The organism is Ottowia thiooxydans DSM 14619, from assembly GCF_000422885.1.
GTDB lineage: Bacteria > Pseudomonadota > Gammaproteobacteria > Burkholderiales > Burkholderiaceae_C > Ottowia > Ottowia thiooxydans.
The window spans coordinates 204434-222901 of sequence record NZ_AUGX01000009.1; the positions used below are offsets into that span (position 1 = coordinate 204434).

Below are 18468 nucleotides of genomic sequence, written 5' to 3' on the forward strand. Positions count from 1 at the left end.
TCCAAACAGTTCCCTTCCCCATCGGAGGCCGTGGTGCCTTACCCGTTGCGGGTGAACGCTCAGCGGCGTTCGCCCGCGCTGCTAGGAGCGTTGGTCAGGCGCCTTATGGCGATACAGCCACTGGCTGGCGCCCAGGTAATTCATGGTCATGCCTGCCAAGCTACCTGCACCTACGTAGACGGCCAACCAAAATGGCGTTTGCGAGAAGCGCCAGGCAAGGAAAGAGTAAACGGCCAGATTGACCGCGCCACCGCCCAGCATGAGGCCAAGGTAGCGCAGATACTCGTGCCAGAGGCTGACCCCCGCCGAGCGCCCCGCGAACGAAAGGTGGCGATTGACTAGCCAGGTGGCAGTAGCGGCCGCCAGGAAGGACGCTGCCCGAGCGCCGTAAACGCCCAAGGTGTCACGCAGTGCGGTCAGCACGGCCACATCTACCAGGAGGCCCAGAACGCCCGCTATTCCGAACCACAGCAGCCTACGGCTCAGTTTCATGGCTTGTTCCGAGGTGGGGAGATCAACAACATCTCAGGTGCGCCGATCGATGAGCAGGGCGCGAGCCATCTCCGCAAACCCGGCGCCGCGCTCGCCCTGAGTGATGTAGCGAGGCTTGTGCAGCAGCCCCGCTTCGAAACGTCGAATATTGGCCACGCCCACGCTGTTCGGCAGGTGCTGGAACATCACCTGATCATTGGTGGAGTCGCCCACATAGACCCAGCGATCTGGTTCTTTCGCCAAATCGCGGTCAAACAGAGTGCGCACGATCCAGCAGGCGCCTTGCCATTTGTCGTGCTCGCCGATCCACGCATTGACATGAATGCTGCTCACACTGGCATTCAAGCCCTCGCGCCGCATGACATCCACCACATGGCCAATCTGTGACTCGTTCAGGTGATTGAATTCACTATGGTCGACGGCAATATCTGTTTCACGGCCGTGTGAATCGCGTGCCAGAACCGCGCCGGGCACTTCACGTTGAACGCAAGACGCGACTTCCTGCAGACGGGCAAACCTGATGGCACGTGTAGCTTCATCTTCCTGATAGAGCTTCTCGCGCTCTATCAATGCGACAGCACCGTTTTCTGCCACGATGGCATCCACTGGCCACTCTTGCGCGAAAGGCTTACTCCAGCCCACGGGCCGGCCGGTGATTGCTATCACTTGAAGGCCTGCGGATTTCAGGGCGGAGAGGGCGTCCAGAGCTTCTGCGGTGATGGCCCCATCGGTGGTCAGTGTGTCGTCAATGTCCGTGAAGACGCCTTGCACGCCCTGCCAGGCACCTTTCGGCTTTTGTTCCAGCGGTATCAGCGAAGGCTCATTCATCATCTGCCAAATCAACCGATAGGGGCTCTGTCGGTACATGTTCCACGTCGTGATGCAGAAATGCAATCAGGAACTGGATCCCGATGATCAGCGGTAACGCTGCCAGCATGACCGTGCCGCTAGTGGCCGGTTGGCCTGTCGCATCGCTCATAGCCCAGTGCATGAGGCCAAAAATCGCACCCATCAGGCATAAAAGCCCACCAAGGATGCTGTAGAGGCTGCCCAGGTTGAAGTCGCGCAGAAGATAGAGGTAGACGTAGCGCTTGAAAAACCGGGTGACGTGCTTGACCATGAACTCCGGCAACACCTTGGAGACCTTCAGGCTGGATTCCTCGTCTGCATACACGGCATCCATGGGAATGTCTCGCACCACTGCCCGCACGGTGTTGAGGTGATAGAGCATGTCGGTTTCGAAGAAGTAACGCTTCTCCAGTTTGTGCAGTGGTAACTCCCGCAGCACGCTGGTGTGGATAGCCGTGTAGCCGTTGGTAGGGTCCATCACTGACCAATAGCCCGTACTCAGCTTATTGATGAATGACAGGGCTGCATTTCCGAACAGCCGAACCGGTGGCATTCCCTTGAGCGATTCGGGTCGATAGAAGCGGTTGCCCTTGGTGTAGTCGGCCTTGCCGCGTGCGATGGGCCGCACGAAATGCGGGATCAGCGTGGGATCCATCTGCCCGTCGCCATCCACCTTGACCACGATGTCCACTGGCTCTTCAAGCGCAGCGCGGTAGGCACTGGCAATAGCACCCCCTACGCCTTGATTTTCCTCGTGAAAGATCACCCGCACACGCGGATCCTGGCACTCGCTTTGCACCAGCGCTCCGCTGTTTTGCGGACACTTGTCATCAACGACATAGATGCGCTGCACCAAAGGTGGAATAGCGGCAATCACGCCAAGGATCTGGGCGCGGACCTTATAGCAGGGGATAGCAACGGCAATACGTGTCATGTCAAGCCTGTCCACCCACGGAGGCCAGGGTCACCCCGGCCAGAATCAACGCGCCGCCGGCCAATGTTTGCCAGGTAATTGCTTCATCCAGCATCATCCAGCCCAGCACCGGCACGATCAAAAAGGCCAAGCCCATGAACGGGTACGCGATGTGCAACGGCGCATGGCGCAGCACCCAGATCCACACCAGGGTGGTGACACCGTACAGAGCCAGAGCGGTGATGAGCCAGCCGTTAAACACCCATTGTTGCCAGTTGGATGCGTCGACAATGGACTGCGCTGCTTTCTTGAAGAGCAACTGCCCGAGCGAAATGCCTAGGACACAGAGGACGGTAATACTGGTAAGCAACGGGGTCATGGCGTGGGCCGAATGATTTGTGTTGGAGGCATGTTGCGCTCTATGTTGGTGAGGCGCTTGAATTTTCGTCGAAAGGGCTTTTAGCTCCTGCTTTGGTGTAGATGTACACGGGAAGGAGCACAAGAGGGGCTGTGAAGAAGGAGAGCAGATATCGATATTCTCCCGCAATGGAGAAAAAGAACACCGCAGTTAGCTGCAACACAAATACGCTGCACACCACCAAGCTGCTACGGTCACGCTGGCGCCATGCGCGGGCGGTGGCAGCGACGATCAAGAATAGCCCGAGCCAGGGAGCCCAGAAAATGGCGCGATTCTTGAGTGTGAAATCATACCAACGCATCAACGTTTTATGCAGCCGGGTGTCCCGGTACCGTTGTTCCGATTTTGATTTGGTCTGAGAGAGAATGTAGTCAGCTGATTGTGGGCCGGGTATTCCACCGCTAGCAAGGGCGGAGTACAAGAAAATATTAACTCTGCTTGCTGAAAACGCTGGAAGATTGTGCCATAAATTGTATTTAAAAAACTCCTGAATAATGGTTTTCTTCGCATCCTTTGAGAGGAAAAGGAGTGCAGGTCCTTCAGGGAAAAAAATAAGCGGATCCCAGTAATAGTGATCGTAGAATTTCGATATGTGTTCGAGGGATTTTCCGGTGGAGGTCAACGCTTCCGCTGATTTTTTCGATATGCGCGGTTCGTTGTACTCCCATAGCCCCATAGGGCGGTGCTCCAGGAAGCCTACTGTTTCATAGAGTGCAAGCGGGAACACGCTGCCTATAGGAGTGCGGTATTTGTATTGTGAGTTTGCGAAAATTGCGACTATGCACCACGGCAGAACAACTGCCAATAACTTCCAGCGATGCAGTCGGGGAAGTGCGAAAAACAGAGCTATCAGCGCGATAGCATTGATGAACCCGTTGGGGCGGGCGAAAAGTGCGAAAGGCACGGTCAACGCCAACATGCAGCCTGAGACGAGATTGATGCGCCGAGTGCGGTAACAAATCCATATCTCGAATAGCATGCCCATCATTGCCATGGCGTAGATGCCGTCGGAGTACAAGGCTGAGGAGTAAAAGAGCACGCTGGGGGCGAGGCCAACAAAAAATAAGCAATACCAGAAGCTCTTATAAAGTCGGTGGCCGAGCATCCAGTTCAAGATACGCGCGCAAACAGTAACGCTGACGAAAGTTTGAACCAGAATGGGGATCTCAACCAAGCGCCAGGGGCCATAGAGCAACAGGTTATACAGGTACCAGAAAGCCGGCTTGCCCGCCTGTCTCTCTCGATCGGTTTCGACCTCCAGCATGATCGCGAGGCTATCCTGGCCCAGAACTCCTGGCCAGCAAGCAATCATCCATGCAATGTAGAACGCCCCCAGCAAAAGAAACAGGAGCGCGAACCGATAAGAAGAACGTTGTAGTAGTTTTGGCAGTTCGTACTCCTTTGGGCTGTTTTTTTCTTGAGGTTTTAGAGGCTTTATCTTGAGTGCGATCTTTTCCAGGCCATGCCATGAGGCATATGCCAATATAGTGGTAATAATGATAGAAATTGCTAAAATTCCCATGGAGTCGACTGAAGGCCAGAGGAAATGAATTAGAGTTTGCTGTATTGGAAAGGCGATAAGATACATGCCATAAGATGGGTCCCCCCATCGGCCGAACTGCCTAAGAATAGGCGTAGATCTGGTGCCTATATATATTATCGTATAAGGTACTGCAATCAAAAATGCGAGATATCTAAAGCCAAGATGCCAAATGCATAGCCCTGCGCCAGCGAGAATTATAAAATAAAATGAAGGCCGTTTTGTCCAATGAGGCTGTAGTATAAAAATGGCTGAGCCTACTAGGAAGTAGGCAATCATTTCATATTTCAATTTCCAGTTTGTATGGAAATCGGGGCCATACGAAAATTGATGCCAAATAAGCGTGACAACAATTAGAGAGAGCCAAGCAATTCGAGAGCGCAAAATTCCAATAATTCCCGCCAATGCGAGAATTACATAGCACTGTATTTCAATGGGGATGGTCCAGAGAGAGCCATTGACAGTTGCAGGGAGTGGATTTTTCTCAAAAACGCCGGGAAGTGTGGAGCTTAATCCCATCCATATATTGGATAAATAAGCTCTGGTCAAGTCGTGTTGTACGTATTCCCTTAGAGGAAGGCTGCTCAGAGAAGCACCGAGCACATAGGCCGTCAAGACGATGACGGCGATGTACGCAGGAAATATGCGCAGGACGCGGCGTTGCGCGAAACGAAAAAGATGTGGGTCGTTGTACCAACTCGCTGTGACTAAATATCCACTGATAGTGAAAAATATAAGAACCGCGAAGCCGCCCAATGTATTGATACGCAGCACCGAGGGCTCTAATTGCCCCAACAAAGCAAAGTGGTGGCTGACTAAGACCGAAAGGGCTGCCATGATGCGAATGGCATCGAAATTATTGGCTTGGTGGGCGGGTTTTTCGTGGGCGGTAGGCACATTCATACCGGCTAGGTGCTTTCGTAATCAGAGACGGGTGAGCTGAACGCCGGAGGAAATGCTGCCCGCCTCCTCCAGCCGGCGGTGGCGAGACTGGTCTACAGAACGAGGAACAGCGCTTCAAAGCTGATGCGCATTATCGCGTGGTGCTTGAGCTCAAGATGTTCTTCGACCAGACAGGACACGAGAAAGGCGTAAACCGCAAGCCGACGCGCCAGATCCGGATTTACGCTGGTCTGGAAGACGTACATTGAGTCGGAGCAGATGCCCATGCCTTCCTGCTATTGGCCGCCGTGGCTGGCACCCGCACGGTTCAAGCATGCTGCCTGGGCCTCCTACAATGGCGCATGCTGCGCCGATGGACACAGGCAGGCATCACTTGGGAAGTCATTTTGGTCATCAAGAACATCCAATCCCTACGTTTTGTGGCTGCATTCCTGGTTCTGATACACCATACGTTGCCACCTAACGTTCACCCCGCTCACTACGCTCGGATCCCGCATTTTTTCACTGAGTTATCCCTGTATGGGTTTGCCGGGGTAGACATTTTTTTTGTCATTAGCGGCTTCATCATGGCGCAGACGGCAAGGCAAAGCCCTGGCGGTCTGCATGCCGGATCCGAATTCATCGCCAGGCGCTTTCTACGGATCTATACCGGGTACTGGCCCGCTTTTTTCCTCGTCTTATTCCTCAGTGTCTGGTTGGGCGTGTTTCAGGAACCGGAAATTAGCCGCTTGGGTTCGTTCTTTTTACTACCGCAGGAGAAGTACCTGCTGAACGTGGCCTGGACGCTCACCTACGAGTTACTCTTTTATTTGCTAATTGGCGTCATCCTATGCTTCACCAGCAGACGGGCGATGGCTGTGATTGCGGGGTTGTTCGTCCTGCTGGCGCTATACGTACTCGTGCAGCACCAGCGGGGTTTTTATGTACCGGGCTCGAACCGGTGGGACCTGGTACTCGACACGTTCTTGACTTCACCGCTCATCCTTGAGTTCATGGCGGGTTATCTGCTAAACGGCTTATTGCATCGCTTCCCGAGGCAACGGTTGCTGTTTTGGCTGCCATTTGCATTGCTGATGACTGGTCTCAGCGTGTGGGTGCAGAAATGGGGAGGATTGGAAGGGGTGGGTATGGCCGCCTATCTGTATTACCCCGAGCGCGCGTTGCTGTTTGGCAGCGCGGCTCTGGGGTGGGTAGCCGTGGCGGCCATAGCTCCCGAAGGGCGCTCCTGGTTCCTGCGTTTGACTCAGAAGCTGGGTGATGCTTCGTATGCGCTGTATTTGCTGCACATACCGCTTCTCGTCATTTTGTATGGGGTGCTCTTTCCGCGTTTGGGGCCGTTGTTATGGGTTGGGGGTGGCAAGCTGTCGCTGCTTGTCTATATCGGAACCTGCCTCGTGATGTCTTGGGTGTATTTCCGTTTGGTTGAAATACCGCTGCATCAATGGTCGCGCAGGCTCGTGACACGCGCTTTCCATAGAAGGCCGATCGATCACTCCGTTACCGATCAAGCGCCGCAGTGAAGGCCGCCCGATGAACCGCGGTTAGACATCTCGCCGGGAGAAAGATGTTATTTTTGGGTAGATCTGGCCCATCCACTGTTTACAACTTTTTCATGCAGCCCGAACCCCATAAAGACAACAATTTCGATTTCGTGCGCGTAGCGGCTGCTGCAGGCGTATTGATCAGCCATCAGTTTTCCCTGACGGGGCGTCCCGAACCGGTCATGCTTGGGTCCAGCTTGGGGGGCTTTTGTGTGCTGGTGTTCTTTGCCATCAGCGGCTATCTCGTGGCTGGAAGCTGGAGTCACGATCCGAGTGCATGGCGTTTCACTGCGCGGCGCTTGCTGCGCATCTGGCCAGGCTTGATCGTGGTTTGTCTGCTGGTGGCGCTGGTGCTTGGTCCAGCGGTGAGCCAGCTTGGTCCAAGGGCGTATTTCGCGTCGCCCGCGACCTGGGACTATCTCTCGCAACTGAACCTCTGGCAGTTCAAGAGCCACTTGCCAGGTGCTTTCATGGGCAACCCCATACCCGAAAGCGCCAATGGCTCGCTGTGGACGATTCCTATCGAAATCCGGTGCTATCTGGCCTTGATGGTTGTGGGCTTGCTTGGTTTGATGCGCCGCACATGGATGCTTCCAGTGGCATTCGTGGCCTTTGCGATCTGGTTTTTCTTCCTGTTCAAAACGGGCTATGACCATCCGATCCGCTTGCATTTGCAAATGGCCGTTGTGTTTTTCTGTGGAGCCACCCTTTACCAGCTACGCGCGGCTTGGTCGCCGTATCGCAGTTGGGTCTGGTTCGGATCTTTGGCAGCTATCCTATGCGTATGGTTCGGTGGAAAGCCGGAGATCGCGTATACCTTGGGCGTGCCGTTGATGGTTGTGCTGTTCGCTACGGGCTCACTTCCGGTGCTTCGGCGCACGGGGCGTTTTGGAGATATATCGTATGGCCTCTACATATACGCTTACCCAGTTCAGCAAACGGTAGTCTGGCTGAGCGACAACCGTCTGCCTTTCGGCTTGGGGCTGGCGTTGGCTGCGGCTATTACCGTAGTGTTGGCATGGCTGTCGTGGACGCTGGTGGAGAAGCCGGCGCTGAGGCTGAAGAACCGGCTTTGAATATTGGCAACTTCCCGCGCTGGCGAGCCTTAACGGCGCCATAGACGTAGTTGCTCCTGCGCCCTCATAGAAATAGCGAGCGCCTGTAGGCCTCAACACCTGGAGTAGTCGGACCTCAGGCCCTGGAAGCCAGAGTTGAAAACTGTCGGGTAAATTTACGATCCAGATCAGCAGGCATTCAGCTTGCGCGATACTTTGCGGGTCCTGACGATTTTTCAACCGTTGGCAAGGGCTTCATCCCGGCATGCCTACGTACAGCTCCCAGTCGGAGAGACCTCATGAAACCCAGTGTTTGCATCGTCGTGCCGGTCTACAACGAAGAGGAGGTTTTGCCCGCCTTCCACCAGCGTATATCTGAAGTCATGGACACCATGCCTGCCTACAGCTGGCACCTACTGCTGGTAAATGATGGCAGCCGCGACGCTAGCGCACGCTTGATCGATGCCATGGCTGCGTCGGACGCCCGTATAACCGTAGTTCACCTCTCGCGAAACTTCGGCAAAGAAGTGGCCATGGCCGCAGGTCTTGATCATGCCGACGCAGACGCCACTATCCTCATAGATGCAGATTTGCAAGATCCGCCTGAGCTCATGCAAGCTTTCATCGACGAGTGGCAGAGCGGCTACGACATGGTCTACGCCCAGCGCCTTTCCCGTCACGGTGACAGTTGGTTTAAGAGAAGCACTGCGGCGGGTTTCTATCGATTGATTGGGCGCATGTCGAGTGTGAGGATCCCTCCCGACACTGGTGATTACCGGTTGCTAAGCCGCCGAGCCGTGCTCGCGGTGAGGCAATTACGGGAACACCATCGATTCATGAAAGGCTTGTTCGCCTGGATTGGCTATCCGTCCAAGGCGGTCACTTTTCACCGGGATGCACGCGCGGCGGGTGGCAGCAAATTCAATTTTTGGCGGCTTTGGAACTTTGCCATTGAAGGCATCACTTCCTTTTCCATCGTGCCGCTGAAGCTCGCCACCTATTTCGGAAGCCTCATCGCCCTCGCAGCGTTGCTACGCGGGCTCTGGGTGATTTTCAAGACCCTGGTATGGAGTGACCCAGTGCCGGGCTATCCGTCGCTGATGGTCACGTTGCTATTTCTTGGCGGTATGCAACTCATGTTCATTGGTATCTTGGGCGAGTACATTGGCCGAATCTTCAACGAGACTAAAGGCCGCCCGCTCTACTTTATCGACCGTGTCACAGGTCATTCTGATCAGGGTTCCGCGTCGACTCAGCCGCCAGAGCCGGGAGAAAAGGCGCTGGCCCGAACCGGGGCATGATGAGCAGCGGCTCTTTGAGTGGACGCTGGTGTAGTGGCCAGCGCTGAGGGAAAGGGGCCAGCTCTGAACGTCGTCAACTTCAGGCGCTTGGATGCGTCTGCGGCGTTTTGAACACGAATGCCTTGTCCAGGTGATACTTTGCAAAGTAGCCGATGACAAGGCCGATGATGCCGCCAAGGTAGCGCATTTGGGTGGTTTCGAACATCCACCAGAAACCGTATTCAAAGCCCCAGAAAATGGCGGTGGTGGCCAATCCCATTGCGGTGTAGAGCACGAAAGTCTGGCTATCGTGGCCTGCGTTCTGTGGCTTGAAGCGGAAGATGAAGCGCTTGTCCAGGATGTATTTGACGATCAGGCCAGTGCCGGTACCGATGATGATCGATAGCCAGATGATCGAGGGCCAGAGCCGCAACGCAAGCTCTTGCGAGCCGATGTTGACCGCAATGGCGATGACGCAAAAAAGCGTATAGAGCAGAGCAACGCGCACAGGATCAGACATCCATCCTGTTGAATACGAAGCGCGGCAGATGGCGGATGATGAGCATGATGAGCGCCCACTTGCCGGGTGCGTACACCACGGGGCGACCTGCTTCCACCGCCTTGACGATGGCCTCGGCCACAGCCTCTGCGCTGGCCAGTTTGGCGCCGTCTTGTTTCAGGTGCGCGGTCATCGGCGTGTCCGTGGGGCCAGGCTTGGCGAGTGTGACGCGCACAGCGCTTCCCGCCAGCGCAAGCCGATGCTGCAACCCCTGCGCATAACGTTCTACCAAGCCCTTGGCGGCGCCATAGACGTAGTTGCTCTTGCGTCCTCGGTCGCCCGCCACCGATCCGATGATGCACAGCCGTCCGCTGCCTGCGCGCTGCATGGCACCAACGAAGGCTTCAGCGATCAGTACAGGAGATAGGCCATTTACCCGAATGGCTTCCTGGGCGGTATGTAGATCGTTCTCACATGCGTTCTGATCAGGCAGCGAGCCATGGGCGATCAGCACGATGTCGAGTGGGCCTGAACTGGTTGCGTCCAGGACGAGGGCCTTGATGGCCTCGATATCGTCGAAGCGCAACTCCGTGACGCGTGCGGTGACGTGTGTCCCGCGTGGGCGCAGATCAGTGGCGAGTGGCTCGGCACGCTGGGCATTGCGGGCGACCAGCAGGATGTCGCACGGGCCTTGCTGCGCCCAGAGGCGGCTGCATTGGTGCGCAATGGCGGAAGTGGCGCCAACGATGACGATGCGTTTGGGTTGGCTCATTTGGAAGCGCGGAGGTGAATTTAATGTGAACACGCCCTAACTACCCAGCAGGCGGCGCGACATGGCCGAACTGATGCCGGGGTCGCGGAAGGGCTGGATTTTTGTCCATTCGGGATAGCCAGATTGGAACAGACTGGCGGGCATGCGCGCATCCTTGGCGGGATAGATGCGCCCACCCGTCTCGCTGACGATGGCATCCAGCCGCTCGAACAGGCGCAAAGTTCTGTCTCCCTGGTTGGGGAAATCCAGCGCCAGCGTGATCCCAGGCCGGGGGAAGCTCAGCAGGCCGAGCGAGGGCTGGTTGCCGAAGGTCTTCAGCACGGCCAGGAAAGAGCCTTGTCGGCTTTCGGCGATCTGGGCCAAGATGGCCTCGATGCTTGACTCGCCACCCTCGAATGGAACCACACACTGGTATTGGTAGAAGCCACGGGGGCCGTACATACGATTCCAGTCAGCAATGCCGTCCAGCGGGTAGAAGAAGGGCTTGTAATGGCTAACGGTTCTCTCAGTGCGGAGCTTGTGGGCTTGGTAGTAGAGCGCATTGAAGGGGCGCAAACTTATGGCATTGACCAATGAGAGCGGTGGCGTGAAGGGCATCGCCAAACCGCTTTTTTTGGGCTCTTTGGCCGGAACCGGGGAGCCCGTGGCGCAATGGTTTCCCCGCATGAACAAACCGCGTCCGCGTTTGTCCAGGCAGTCTATCCAGGAGACGGTGTATTCCCAATGGGCGTCTGATTCGGCTGCCAATGTGTGGAAGCGCGCCAGCGAATCGAAGGCGATGGTCTCTGTGTCCAGCCAAGGACCTGCCACACGCCGTAATTGCAGCGTGGCCTGGGTGATGAGGCCAGTCAAGCCGAGACCACCCACGGTGGCCCGAAACCATTCAGCTTCGTACTCCGGCCCACAAATGATGGTGCGGCCATCGGTGCGCTGCAAGCTTAGAGAGCGCACGTGATGACCGAACGACCCGGCCACGTGATGGTTCTTGCCGTGTACATCGTTGGCAATGGCTCCGCCCACGGTGACGAACTGCGTGCCAGGCGTGACGGGTAGCATCCAACCGCGCGGGATCAGCAGGCGCTGAATATCGGCCAGCAGCGCGCCGGCCTGGCAGCTCAACAGACCGTTGACGGCGTCGAAATTCAGCCAGTGATCCGCCCCTCGCGTCAGCCACAGCGCACCGCCTGGGTTCAGGCAGGCATCTCCGTAGCTGCGGCCCATGCCGAAGGGTAGAGCAGTTTGGCCGACGTCCGGCTTCGGCATAGGGCCACTCTGGCCATCCAGCGGCAATATCTGGTGCTGGTCGGCGCTGAGGCGGCCCCAGGAACTGACGCGCATCACCAGGGAGAACCCACGGTGGCCATCGCCAGCGAAGCTACGAATGCGGCCCCGCAGGCCAGGCTGGTGCGATCCTTCACGGAAAAGATCAATGGATCGTCATGCATCTCGCCCCGATGGGATTTCAGCCACAACCAACTGATCCAGTACACCAGGACGCTCACGGAAGCGAGAATGGCCTCCGGCCAGGCATACAGGGCCTGCACGGTTTCACCATGCAGGTACAGCGCCAGTACCACGGCGCTAGCGTACCCTGCGGCGATGCCGAGGGCCTGTACCAGTGCGATGTCTTGCGTCACATACCCGCGCCCGGGCGCGGCGGTGGTGGCGGTTTCACCGCGTTGTATGAGTGTGTGCAACTCGGTGTGGCGCTTGAGGAGGGACAGCGACAGGAACAGAAAGCCAGACACTGCCAGCAACCAGTGGGACACTTGCAGATCCGCTGCCGCTCCACCTGCAAGGATGCGTAGCGTATACAGGCCCGCTAGCGTCATGCAATCCAGCAACACCAAGCGCTTGAGCGAGACTGAATACCAGCTGGTCAGCAGGAAGTACACCACCAGCCATGCAAGAAAGCTTGGCCCCACTGCCCAGGCCAATCCGAAACTGACGATTAGAAGCAGGGGCGCAATGGCCACGCCCCAAGCTACGGGCACGCGCCCGCTGGCGAAAGGGCGCAGGCGCTTGCGGGGGTGCAGGCGGTCGCTGTTCAGATCCAGCAAGTCGTTGCCGATATAGACCGCCGACGCGCACAAGCTGAACGAGAAAAATGCCAACAGCACGGTGCCCCAGGCTGCGGCGTTGGTCAATTGGTGCGCGGCGAGCAGGGGCACGAACAACAGCAAGTTCTTCAGCCACTGGTGCATGCGCATCATCTTCGTGATGTGGCGCATTGGAGGGTTGAGCGCGGGAACCACCTTGTCCACGTTGCCGTGCTGGCGCGCCGTGTCCAAGGTTGAGGCGGACGCATTCACGACGATCGCCCGGTGCGCGGCTCGCCAAACAGGCAGGTCGTCTTGCGAGTTACCTGCATAGTCAAAGCCTTGCGGGCCGAATTGCTGTATCAGCCGATCAGCTTTGCGGCTGGCAGACAGATTGGTTTCGCCATCGCTGGCCAGCACTTCATCGAAGATGCCGAGATGCTGTGCGATGGCTTGTGCGGTATGTTGGTCGGCGGCGGTGCACAGCACCAGAGTGCGGCCTGCGGCTTTTTCTTGTCTAAGCCAATCCAGCAGTTCCGTGTTGTAGGGGAGTGTGCCGGCATCCAGGACCACGCGCCCCGCCAGTTCCTGCTTAAGGTTCGCCTTGCCATGCCGCAGCCAGACAGGAAGGAGCAATCCGTGCCACGGCCGCGCCTTGATCAGCGCCAGCGCCTGCTCGTGCAGGGTGTCGGTGAGGACCAGGGTGCCGTCCAGATCGATGACCAGAGGCCGACGTGAGGTCGTCGTCATATGTCAGAAAGCGCGGTAAGCGATGGCTGGCTGGGTCATGGTTGTTTTTCCCAGATTTCGGTGGTGAGTTTGAAGAATTCGGACCTTTGTATCTTGTAGCCTTGACCGCATGCTTTGCTCAAAGCATCGCTCAGATCATCTCGGGATGATGCTCGCAGAAGTGCGAAGCGCGGGCGTCCCTGGATGGTCTGACAAACTTGAGGGACATTTTCCGGAATGTAGTAAGGCTGGCGAACCAAGGTCTTGGAGCCTTTGCGTTTCAGATAGTAGTCGTATCCCGCAGGGTTCAGCATGAAATCTGTGAACACGATGTCTCCGTCATTCAGGTGCGCGGCTATTGAGGCTGCAGCGCCTCTGAAATCTGCCTTTTGCGCAGAGCGAAAGCTCTGGATGAGCGGCCATTGGGTGGCGATGATGATGGCCAGAAAAATCCAGCCCAGCCGGTTTGATCTCTGCCAGATCTTCGAGACCGCGATGGCGAAGAGGGGGTAGAAAATGGTCGCAGGAAAAATGTAGTGCCGCAGATGAAGAATCTGGCTCTTCTGCATGATCCATGTCATCACGAGAAAGTAAGCGGCGGCCAAGATCGCCAGAGCGCAGGTGGCGTGCTTCCAATTTTCCTGCGATGCCGCCGTGGCGCCCGATGTTGGCTGACGAAATCGCGCAGCGAGGAAGACAGCTGCCATGACAGTGGCCAGGACAGCTACCGCATTGAGCCAGCCCAGTACCTCAACAGCCACGCCCCTGAGCCCGATCACCAGAGCTTCGCCGTAGCTCACGTGAACCCAACCGAATTGCCCCTCGGTGGTATTGAGGAAAGACTGACGGTTCACCGACAACCAGGCCAGCACGACCACCAGCACCAATGACATGCGCAGTATGGCGTGCCAATCTTTGCGGCGCCACGCTTCCAGGCAGTAGACACTGAGGATCATTCCCGCCAGGGCGGTCAGGTTGTAGTGTGTCATGGCCGCGGCGATGAAAAGGCACACCTCCGACCATTTGGGCAGGGGCGCTGTCTTCCAGCCATGCAAGGCGCGTTCGAAAAACAGGATGACCGCTGTGCCCGAAAGTGCCGCGCCCAAGCTATAGGCGCGCGCCTCCTGCGCGTAGAAAATCATGAACCCGGAGGTGGCATATATCGCCAGAGTGGCCAGGTAGAAAAATCCCAATCTTGTACCGGCATAGCGGTGGGTGCGCCATCCAAGCCAGGCGAGGAAGGCCAGGGCGGAAAGCGCGCTCAGCGCCCTGACACCGCCCTCGCTGTCACCAAACAAGAAAATGGAAACCTTGTTCAGCAGCTCAAAGAAGGGAGGCGACTGGTCTGCCGCCTTGATCGTCCAGAAGGATTCACTGGTGCCCACATCCCTGAGACTGATGCGCTCGAAGAATGGAACGCCAGGATGCGAAAGCAAGGCGCGATTGAGCGCAATATCTGCAGAGAAAAGCTCATCGTGCCAGAGCGATTCGCTTCCCAGGCCGTAAAGCCGGAGCAGCGCGGCGCCGGCCAGAAGTACAAGGATGATCGCTCGCCATGACAAGGATCCGCCCTGAAACGATAGCTTGTTTTTGTCGAAAGCGAAGGGCAATGCGGTTTCCGCTTAAAAAAAGGCGCAAAACACGGCGCCTGTAGGAAAACCGCTATTTTCGGACAAATTCCTTACCGCTCATCACGTTTCACTTCAGTGGCCCGATTGCAGCGCCAACCCCGCATGCTCGCGCAGCGGATGGAAGTGGATCTTCGGAAACCGCTCCTGCGCCAGCCTGACGTCGTAAGGGCTGGTGCATAGGTAGGCCAGTGTGTTCGCCGCATCTCGCGCCATACGCAGCGGATAGGCATTTTCGAACTCACGCAGTTCAGCGGGAGTGTCGGCCGTGATCCACCTTGCACCGGTGTATTGGCAGCCTTCCAGGCGCACGTCGCAGTCGTATTCGTTGTTCAAACGGTGTTGCACCACTTCAAACTGCAACTGACCCACGGCACCCAGCAGCATATTGCCGCCAGCCTCAGGTCTGAAGACCTGAATAGCGCCTTCTTCTCCCAACTGCATCAGGCCTTGCTGCAATTGCTTGGTGCGCAGCGGGTTTCTGAGGACCACGGTCATGAACATCTCGGGTGCGAAGAAAGGCAACCCGGTGAACTGAAGGTTGGCGCCATCGGTGATGGTGTCGCCAAGCTGCACGCCCCCGTGCGTGGTAAAGCCGATGATGTCGCCTGCGTACGCTTCCTCCACGGCCTCCCGGCGCTGACTCATGAAGGTGACCACGCTGGTGGGACGCAGCTCCTTGGCCGTACGTTGCACCTTCATCTTCATGCCCGGCGTGAACTTGCCAGATGCCACGCGAACGAAGGCAATTCGGTCGCGGTGGTTGGCATCCATATTGGCCTGCACCTTGAACACCACGCCAGAGAAGCCTTCATCTTCGGGTTGAACGATTTTTTCAACAGGCTGCTTGTTCACCAGCAAGGAGCTTTTGCGCGGGCCGGGGGAGGGCGACATGTCTACCACCGCATCCAACACTTCCATCACACCGAAGTTATTGACCCCCGAGCCGAAGAACACAGGAGTGAGCTTTCCGGCCAGGAAAGCTTCATGATCCCATTCGGCCGACGCGCCCACTGCCAGTTCCATGCTCCCCTGGGCTTCGTCAAACGCGTGGCCAAAGCGAGCGCGCAACTTGTCGGTTTCGTCCAGAGAGATCACTTCGAAATCCTGCGGGCGCTTTTCGCTGCCAGACTGGAATACGGTCATGCTGCGGGTGCGCAGATTAACGATTCCGCCGAAGGCTTTCCCCTGGCCCACGGGCCACGTGATGGGGCAGCAAGGCATGCCCAGCTCACGCTCGACTTCGTCCATGATGTCCAGCGGGTCGCGCACCTCGCGGTCCATCTTGTTCACAAAAGTGATGATGGGCGTGTCACGCTGGCGGCAAACTTCGATCAGACGACGGGTCTGCGATTCCACCCCGTTGGCGGCGTCGATCACCATCAGCGCGGAATCCACCGCCGTGAGCACGCGGTAGGTATCTTCCGAGAAATCCTTGTGGCCAGGGGTGTCAAGCAGGTTGACGACGTGGTCACGGTAAACCATCTGCATCACCGATGAGGCCACGGAGATGCCGCGCTGCTTCTCAATTTCCATCCAATCGCTGGTGGCATGGCGGCTGGCTTTGCGCGCTTTCACGCTGCCGGCGATCTGGATCGCGCCGGAGAACAGCAGTAGTTTTTCCGTCAGCGTGGTTTTACCGGCGTCGGGGTGGCTGATGATGGCAAAGGTGCGGCGGCGCCGCGTTTCGGAGACGATAGACAAAACGGAATTCCGGTAAAAGCGAAGCAGGGCGTGAAACCCTGCGAAAGGTGCTATTTTCAGGCAAATCCGGGTAGTGGCCGGATCGGAGCCTCAGCTTCTGGGAATTTGAGGGCTGAGGCCAAGAGCGCGCTGTGGGAAACTAAGCGCATGCTGCATGTCATTCGCCCTATCGCGCGCTTCTCCCGGAAATCGGTCTTTACAGCGTTTTTCATTCTCAGCGCTACGGTGTGTTCAGCCGCCGAAGCCGACTTACCCGCACGCAAGCCTTTCTACATCGTACCGACGGTGGAAGGCCTTCTTTTCTGCGACGAGGCTCGTAACGACCCTAAGCAAGTTAATTTTGCACAGGCGCAAGCCGCCTGTGAAGTCAAAGGGCGGGGTGGTTCCGCTGCCCTGAATCGCCTGCTGGAGGAATTGGAGCCAGGTGGCGCGAAGGGGCAGGTTCAGGTTGGCTACCTGCTCACGGTACAACTGCTTAGCCTCTACAAGGCGCAGGGCAAAGAATGGGTCATTGACGAAAGACGCGTGGATAGTTTGCTGCGCATGCTGACCGAGGTAAAACGGCCAGCGGTGGTTTATCTGCAGTCCACCCACTTCGACACTCAAGGTCCACTGCCGACTGCACTGGCCAAAGACCCGCGAAACCTTTTGCTTTTTGCCGATGGGAAACCGCCGGAATTGGGGTATTTCGGTTTTGCCATCGCGCCGTTCACGCTTTCAACCGATATGTCTTTGCCGGTCAATGCCTATCGTTTTGCGGCACTGCGGCATGTCATCAAGCGCATGCTGGCGCTTCCTGCTGAAGCACGTGAGCGGATCGTTGGCATATCGCTCGCGGGCGAAGCGCATCAGCTCTTCCCGGACTTCGAAAACGGCATGGGAGCGTACGAAGATATTCGCGTGACAGACTACAGCGCCGCTTCCGTGGCGGGTTTTCGGCGCATGCTGGAAAAGCGCTACGGCAGCATAGAAAAGCTCAATGCCGCCATGGGGCTCAGTGAAACGTCCTTCGCTTCCGTTCCCGCGCCCAGCAAGAACATTCGCAAGGAAAGCTTGACCCGCTTCAGTGAACATTACGATGCCTGGGCGGACGGCCATCTCCCGGTATCGGGCTGGCTATTCGATCCCGAGAACAGAGTCAATGAACTGCTGCTCTATGTAGATGGCAAGCTTGTGGGGCCTGTGCAGCGCGGCATGAACCGCCTGGATGTGTATCGTGCCGTGGAAGAGATCACTACCCCCAACACGGGATTCCGGTATGACCTGGATTTCAGTGCCATGTCCGTGGGGCGGCACCGCGCACAAGTTGTGGCCGTCTCTGGTAAAGATCGTTACCTGTTGGCAGAAGCCCCCTTCGTGGTGGTTGGGCGCGATCAGGCCAAGGTGTCGGATGACTTACCAGCCGGGGTGCAAGATCTGAAAACTGAAGGTTCGGTTTCCCGGGTCAGGGCGTTCCTGGACAAGGTACTGCGCAAACTCGGGTTTAACCGACCGCTGCCCAACCCCACAACATTGCAAGGTGTACGTTCCTGGCTCGATATGCCCAGGTCGTTGCAGGATGTCTACTACAACCCTCTTGCCCGTGAATGGAATCGCTATCGGGATGACCAGACGGTGGCCTTCATGACGGCATTTTTCAATATCGCTCGGGAAGCCGGCCTGCCAGCGCAAAACCTGTTTTCCCACCAGATCATTCCGCGCATCAACTCGTCATGGAATCCCCAGCTGTTCGCCGTGGATAGCAGCTTGCAGCGCAACCTCCCATGGCGGCCCGGTATCAATATGTATGGCGGAACCACCCACAGCGCCTGGCTGCGCGGCTTCATGAAGGAGCGCGACCTGACTGACTACGGTGCACCGGAGTTCCACCCACAACAGTGGAAGCAACCCGACGCCGCTATGGCTGCACTGCGCGAGCAATACGACGCCGGTGCCCGCTTTATTAGCCCAATGTATTTTTCTCTCGTGCCCGACAGATTCAAGGGCGCAGCAGAGAACGGGGTTAATCGAATGGAAATTCGCCCTGACAACTCCAAGGACGGTTCTGACCAGTTCTACCGGGCCATCCGAGATTTCGCGCGGAATTGAGTCAGATGCCTGGGATTA

The 18468-nt window shown here is 57.1% G+C and carries 16 protein-coding genes; 4 read left to right on the top strand and 12 right to left on the bottom strand.

Annotated features, from left to right (window positions below):
• Window positions 1-81: 81 nt before the first annotated feature.
• The 6 genes from G518_RS0106860 to G518_RS39860 form a co-directional block, all read right to left on the bottom strand.
• Window positions 82-492, bottom strand: a complete 411-nt coding sequence (locus tag G518_RS0106860) for a GtrA family protein (RefSeq protein WP_028601887.1) — start codon at window positions 490-492, stop codon at window positions 82-84.
• A gap of 33 nt (window positions 493-525) precedes the next feature.
• Complete coding sequence (locus tag G518_RS0106865; protein ID WP_084651546.1) at window positions 526-1323, bottom strand: HAD-IIB family hydrolase; 798 nt, start codon at window positions 1321-1323, stop codon at window positions 526-528.
• Window positions 1313-2275: a glycosyltransferase family 2 protein gene (locus G518_RS0106870; protein ID WP_028601889.1), complete on the bottom strand. Its 963-nt coding sequence runs from the start codon at window positions 2273-2275 to the stop codon at window positions 1313-1315. Before G518_RS0106870 ends, G518_RS0106865 begins: the two co-directional genes overlap by 11 nt.
• A 1-nt stretch (window position 2276) precedes the next feature.
• Window positions 2277-2633 (bottom strand): DMT family transporter, encoded by a 357-nt coding sequence (locus G518_RS0106875; RefSeq protein ID WP_028601890.1) that lies wholly within the window; start codon window positions 2631-2633, stop codon window positions 2277-2279.
• 40 nt (window positions 2634-2673) lie between these two features.
• On the bottom strand, window positions 2674-5115 hold the full coding sequence (locus G518_RS38335) for an acyltransferase family protein (RefSeq protein ID WP_051236153.1): 2442 nt from the start codon (window positions 5113-5115) through the stop codon (window positions 2674-2676).
• A gap of 92 nt (window positions 5116-5207) precedes the next feature.
• Window positions 5208-5381 carry a hypothetical protein gene (locus tag G518_RS39860; RefSeq protein ID WP_156909304.1) on the bottom strand — a complete coding sequence of 58 codons (174 nt, stop codon included), beginning with the start codon at window positions 5379-5381 and terminating at the stop codon, window positions 5208-5210.
• A gap of 75 nt (window positions 5382-5456) precedes the next feature.
• On the opposite strand from G518_RS39860, the gene G518_RS0106895 reads away from it, so the two are divergent.
• From G518_RS0106895 to G518_RS34225, 3 genes are all read left to right on the top strand, one after another.
• The gene (locus G518_RS0106895; RefSeq protein WP_169457909.1) at window positions 5457-6635 is read left to right on the top strand and encodes an acyltransferase family protein; all 1179 of its coding nucleotides are present in this window, start codon (window positions 5457-5459) and stop codon (window positions 6633-6635) included.
• A 92-nt stretch (window positions 6636-6727) separates the two neighbouring features.
• A complete protein-coding gene (locus tag G518_RS0106900) occupies window positions 6728-7732 on the top strand; it encodes an acyltransferase family protein (protein ID WP_028601892.1) in 1005 nt (334 codons plus the stop codon).
• Between the two features lie 278 nt (window positions 7733-8010).
• Window positions 8011-9012 (top strand): glycosyltransferase family 2 protein, encoded by a 1002-nt coding sequence (locus G518_RS34225; RefSeq protein ID WP_084651549.1) that lies wholly within the window; start codon window positions 8011-8013, stop codon window positions 9010-9012.
• A 79-nt stretch (window positions 9013-9091) separates the two neighbouring features.
• Here G518_RS34225 and G518_RS0106910 read toward each other — a convergent pair whose 3' ends face one another.
• The 6 genes from G518_RS0106910 to G518_RS0106935 form a co-directional block, all read right to left on the bottom strand.
• Window positions 9092-9511 (bottom strand): GtrA family protein, encoded by a 420-nt coding sequence (locus G518_RS0106910; protein WP_028601893.1) that lies wholly within the window; start codon window positions 9509-9511, stop codon window positions 9092-9094.
• Window positions 9504-10262: an SDR family NAD(P)-dependent oxidoreductase gene (locus G518_RS0106915; RefSeq protein ID WP_028601894.1), complete on the bottom strand. Its 759-nt coding sequence runs from the start codon at window positions 10260-10262 to the stop codon at window positions 9504-9506. Before G518_RS0106915 ends, G518_RS0106910 begins: the two co-directional genes overlap by 8 nt.
• Before the next feature lie 36 nt (window positions 10263-10298).
• On the bottom strand, window positions 10299-11525 hold the full coding sequence (locus G518_RS0106920) for an FAD-binding oxidoreductase (protein ID WP_245597914.1): 1227 nt from the start codon (window positions 11523-11525) through the stop codon (window positions 10299-10301).
• A 74-nt stretch (window positions 11526-11599) separates the two neighbouring features.
• Complete coding sequence (locus tag G518_RS0106925; RefSeq protein WP_028601896.1) at window positions 11600-13051, bottom strand: UbiA family prenyltransferase; 1452 nt, start codon at window positions 13049-13051, stop codon at window positions 11600-11602.
• A 35-nt stretch (window positions 13052-13086) separates the two neighbouring features.
• Window positions 13087-14640, bottom strand: coding sequence for a hypothetical protein (locus tag G518_RS0106930; RefSeq protein WP_028601897.1), 1554 nt, complete (start codon window positions 14638-14640; stop codon window positions 13087-13089).
• A 93-nt stretch (window positions 14641-14733) separates the two neighbouring features.
• On the bottom strand, window positions 14734-16362 hold the full coding sequence (locus tag G518_RS0106935) for a peptide chain release factor 3 (RefSeq protein WP_028601898.1): 1629 nt from the start codon (window positions 16360-16362) through the stop codon (window positions 14734-14736).
• A 147-nt stretch (window positions 16363-16509) separates the two neighbouring features.
• Here G518_RS0106935 and G518_RS0106940 point away from each other — a divergent pair, with 147 nt between their 5' ends.
• On the top strand, window positions 16510-18450 hold the full coding sequence (locus tag G518_RS0106940) for a hypothetical protein (RefSeq protein WP_245597915.1): 1941 nt from the start codon (window positions 16510-16512) through the stop codon (window positions 18448-18450).
• The last annotated feature ends 18 nt before the right edge of the window (window positions 18451-18468 follow it).

What these genes read in the sequence shown, in the direction of transcription:
- G518_RS38335 (WP_051236153.1), bottom strand. Translation starts at nt 5,115, where the DNA reads ATGAATGTGCCTACCGCCCACGAAAAACCCGCCCACCAAGCCAATAAT.
- G518_RS0106900 (WP_028601892.1), top strand. Translation starts at nt 6,728, where the DNA reads ATGCAGCCCGAACCCCATAAAGACAACAATTTCGATTTCGTGCGCGTA.
- G518_RS0106940 (WP_245597915.1), top strand. Translation starts at nt 16,510, where the DNA reads ATGCTGCATGTCATTCGCCCTATCGCGCGCTTCTCCCGGAAATCGGTC.
- G518_RS0106920 (WP_245597914.1), bottom strand. Translation starts at nt 11,525, where the DNA reads ATGCCGAAGCCGGACGTCGGCCAAACTGCTCTACCCTTCGGCATGGGC.
- G518_RS0106910 (WP_028601893.1), bottom strand. Translation starts at nt 9,511, where the DNA reads ATGTCTGATCCTGTGCGCGTTGCTCTGCTCTATACGCTTTTTTGCGTC.
- G518_RS0106925 (WP_028601896.1), bottom strand. Translation starts at nt 13,051, where the DNA reads ATGACGACGACCTCACGTCGGCCTCTGGTCATCGATCTGGACGGCACC.
- G518_RS0106895 (WP_169457909.1), top strand. Translation starts at nt 5,457, where the DNA reads ATGCTGCGCCGATGGACACAGGCAGGCATCACTTGGGAAGTCATTTTG.
- G518_RS39860 (WP_156909304.1), bottom strand. Translation starts at nt 5,381, where the DNA reads ATGGGCATCTGCTCCGACTCAATGTACGTCTTCCAGACCAGCGTAAAT.
- G518_RS0106860 (WP_028601887.1), bottom strand. Translation starts at nt 492, where the DNA reads ATGAAACTGAGCCGTAGGCTGCTGTGGTTCGGAATAGCGGGCGTTCTG.
- G518_RS0106915 (WP_028601894.1), bottom strand. Translation starts at nt 10,262, where the DNA reads ATGAGCCAACCCAAACGCATCGTCATCGTTGGCGCCACTTCCGCCATT.
- G518_RS0106865 (WP_084651546.1), bottom strand. Translation starts at nt 1,323, where the DNA reads ATGATGAATGAGCCTTCGCTGATACCGCTGGAACAAAAGCCGAAAGGT.
- G518_RS0106875 (WP_028601890.1), bottom strand. Translation starts at nt 2,633, where the DNA reads ATGACCCCGTTGCTTACCAGTATTACCGTCCTCTGTGTCCTAGGCATT.
- G518_RS0106870 (WP_028601889.1), bottom strand. Translation starts at nt 2,275, where the DNA reads ATGACACGTATTGCCGTTGCTATCCCCTGCTATAAGGTCCGCGCCCAG.
- G518_RS34225 (WP_084651549.1), top strand. Translation starts at nt 8,011, where the DNA reads ATGAAACCCAGTGTTTGCATCGTCGTGCCGGTCTACAACGAAGAGGAG.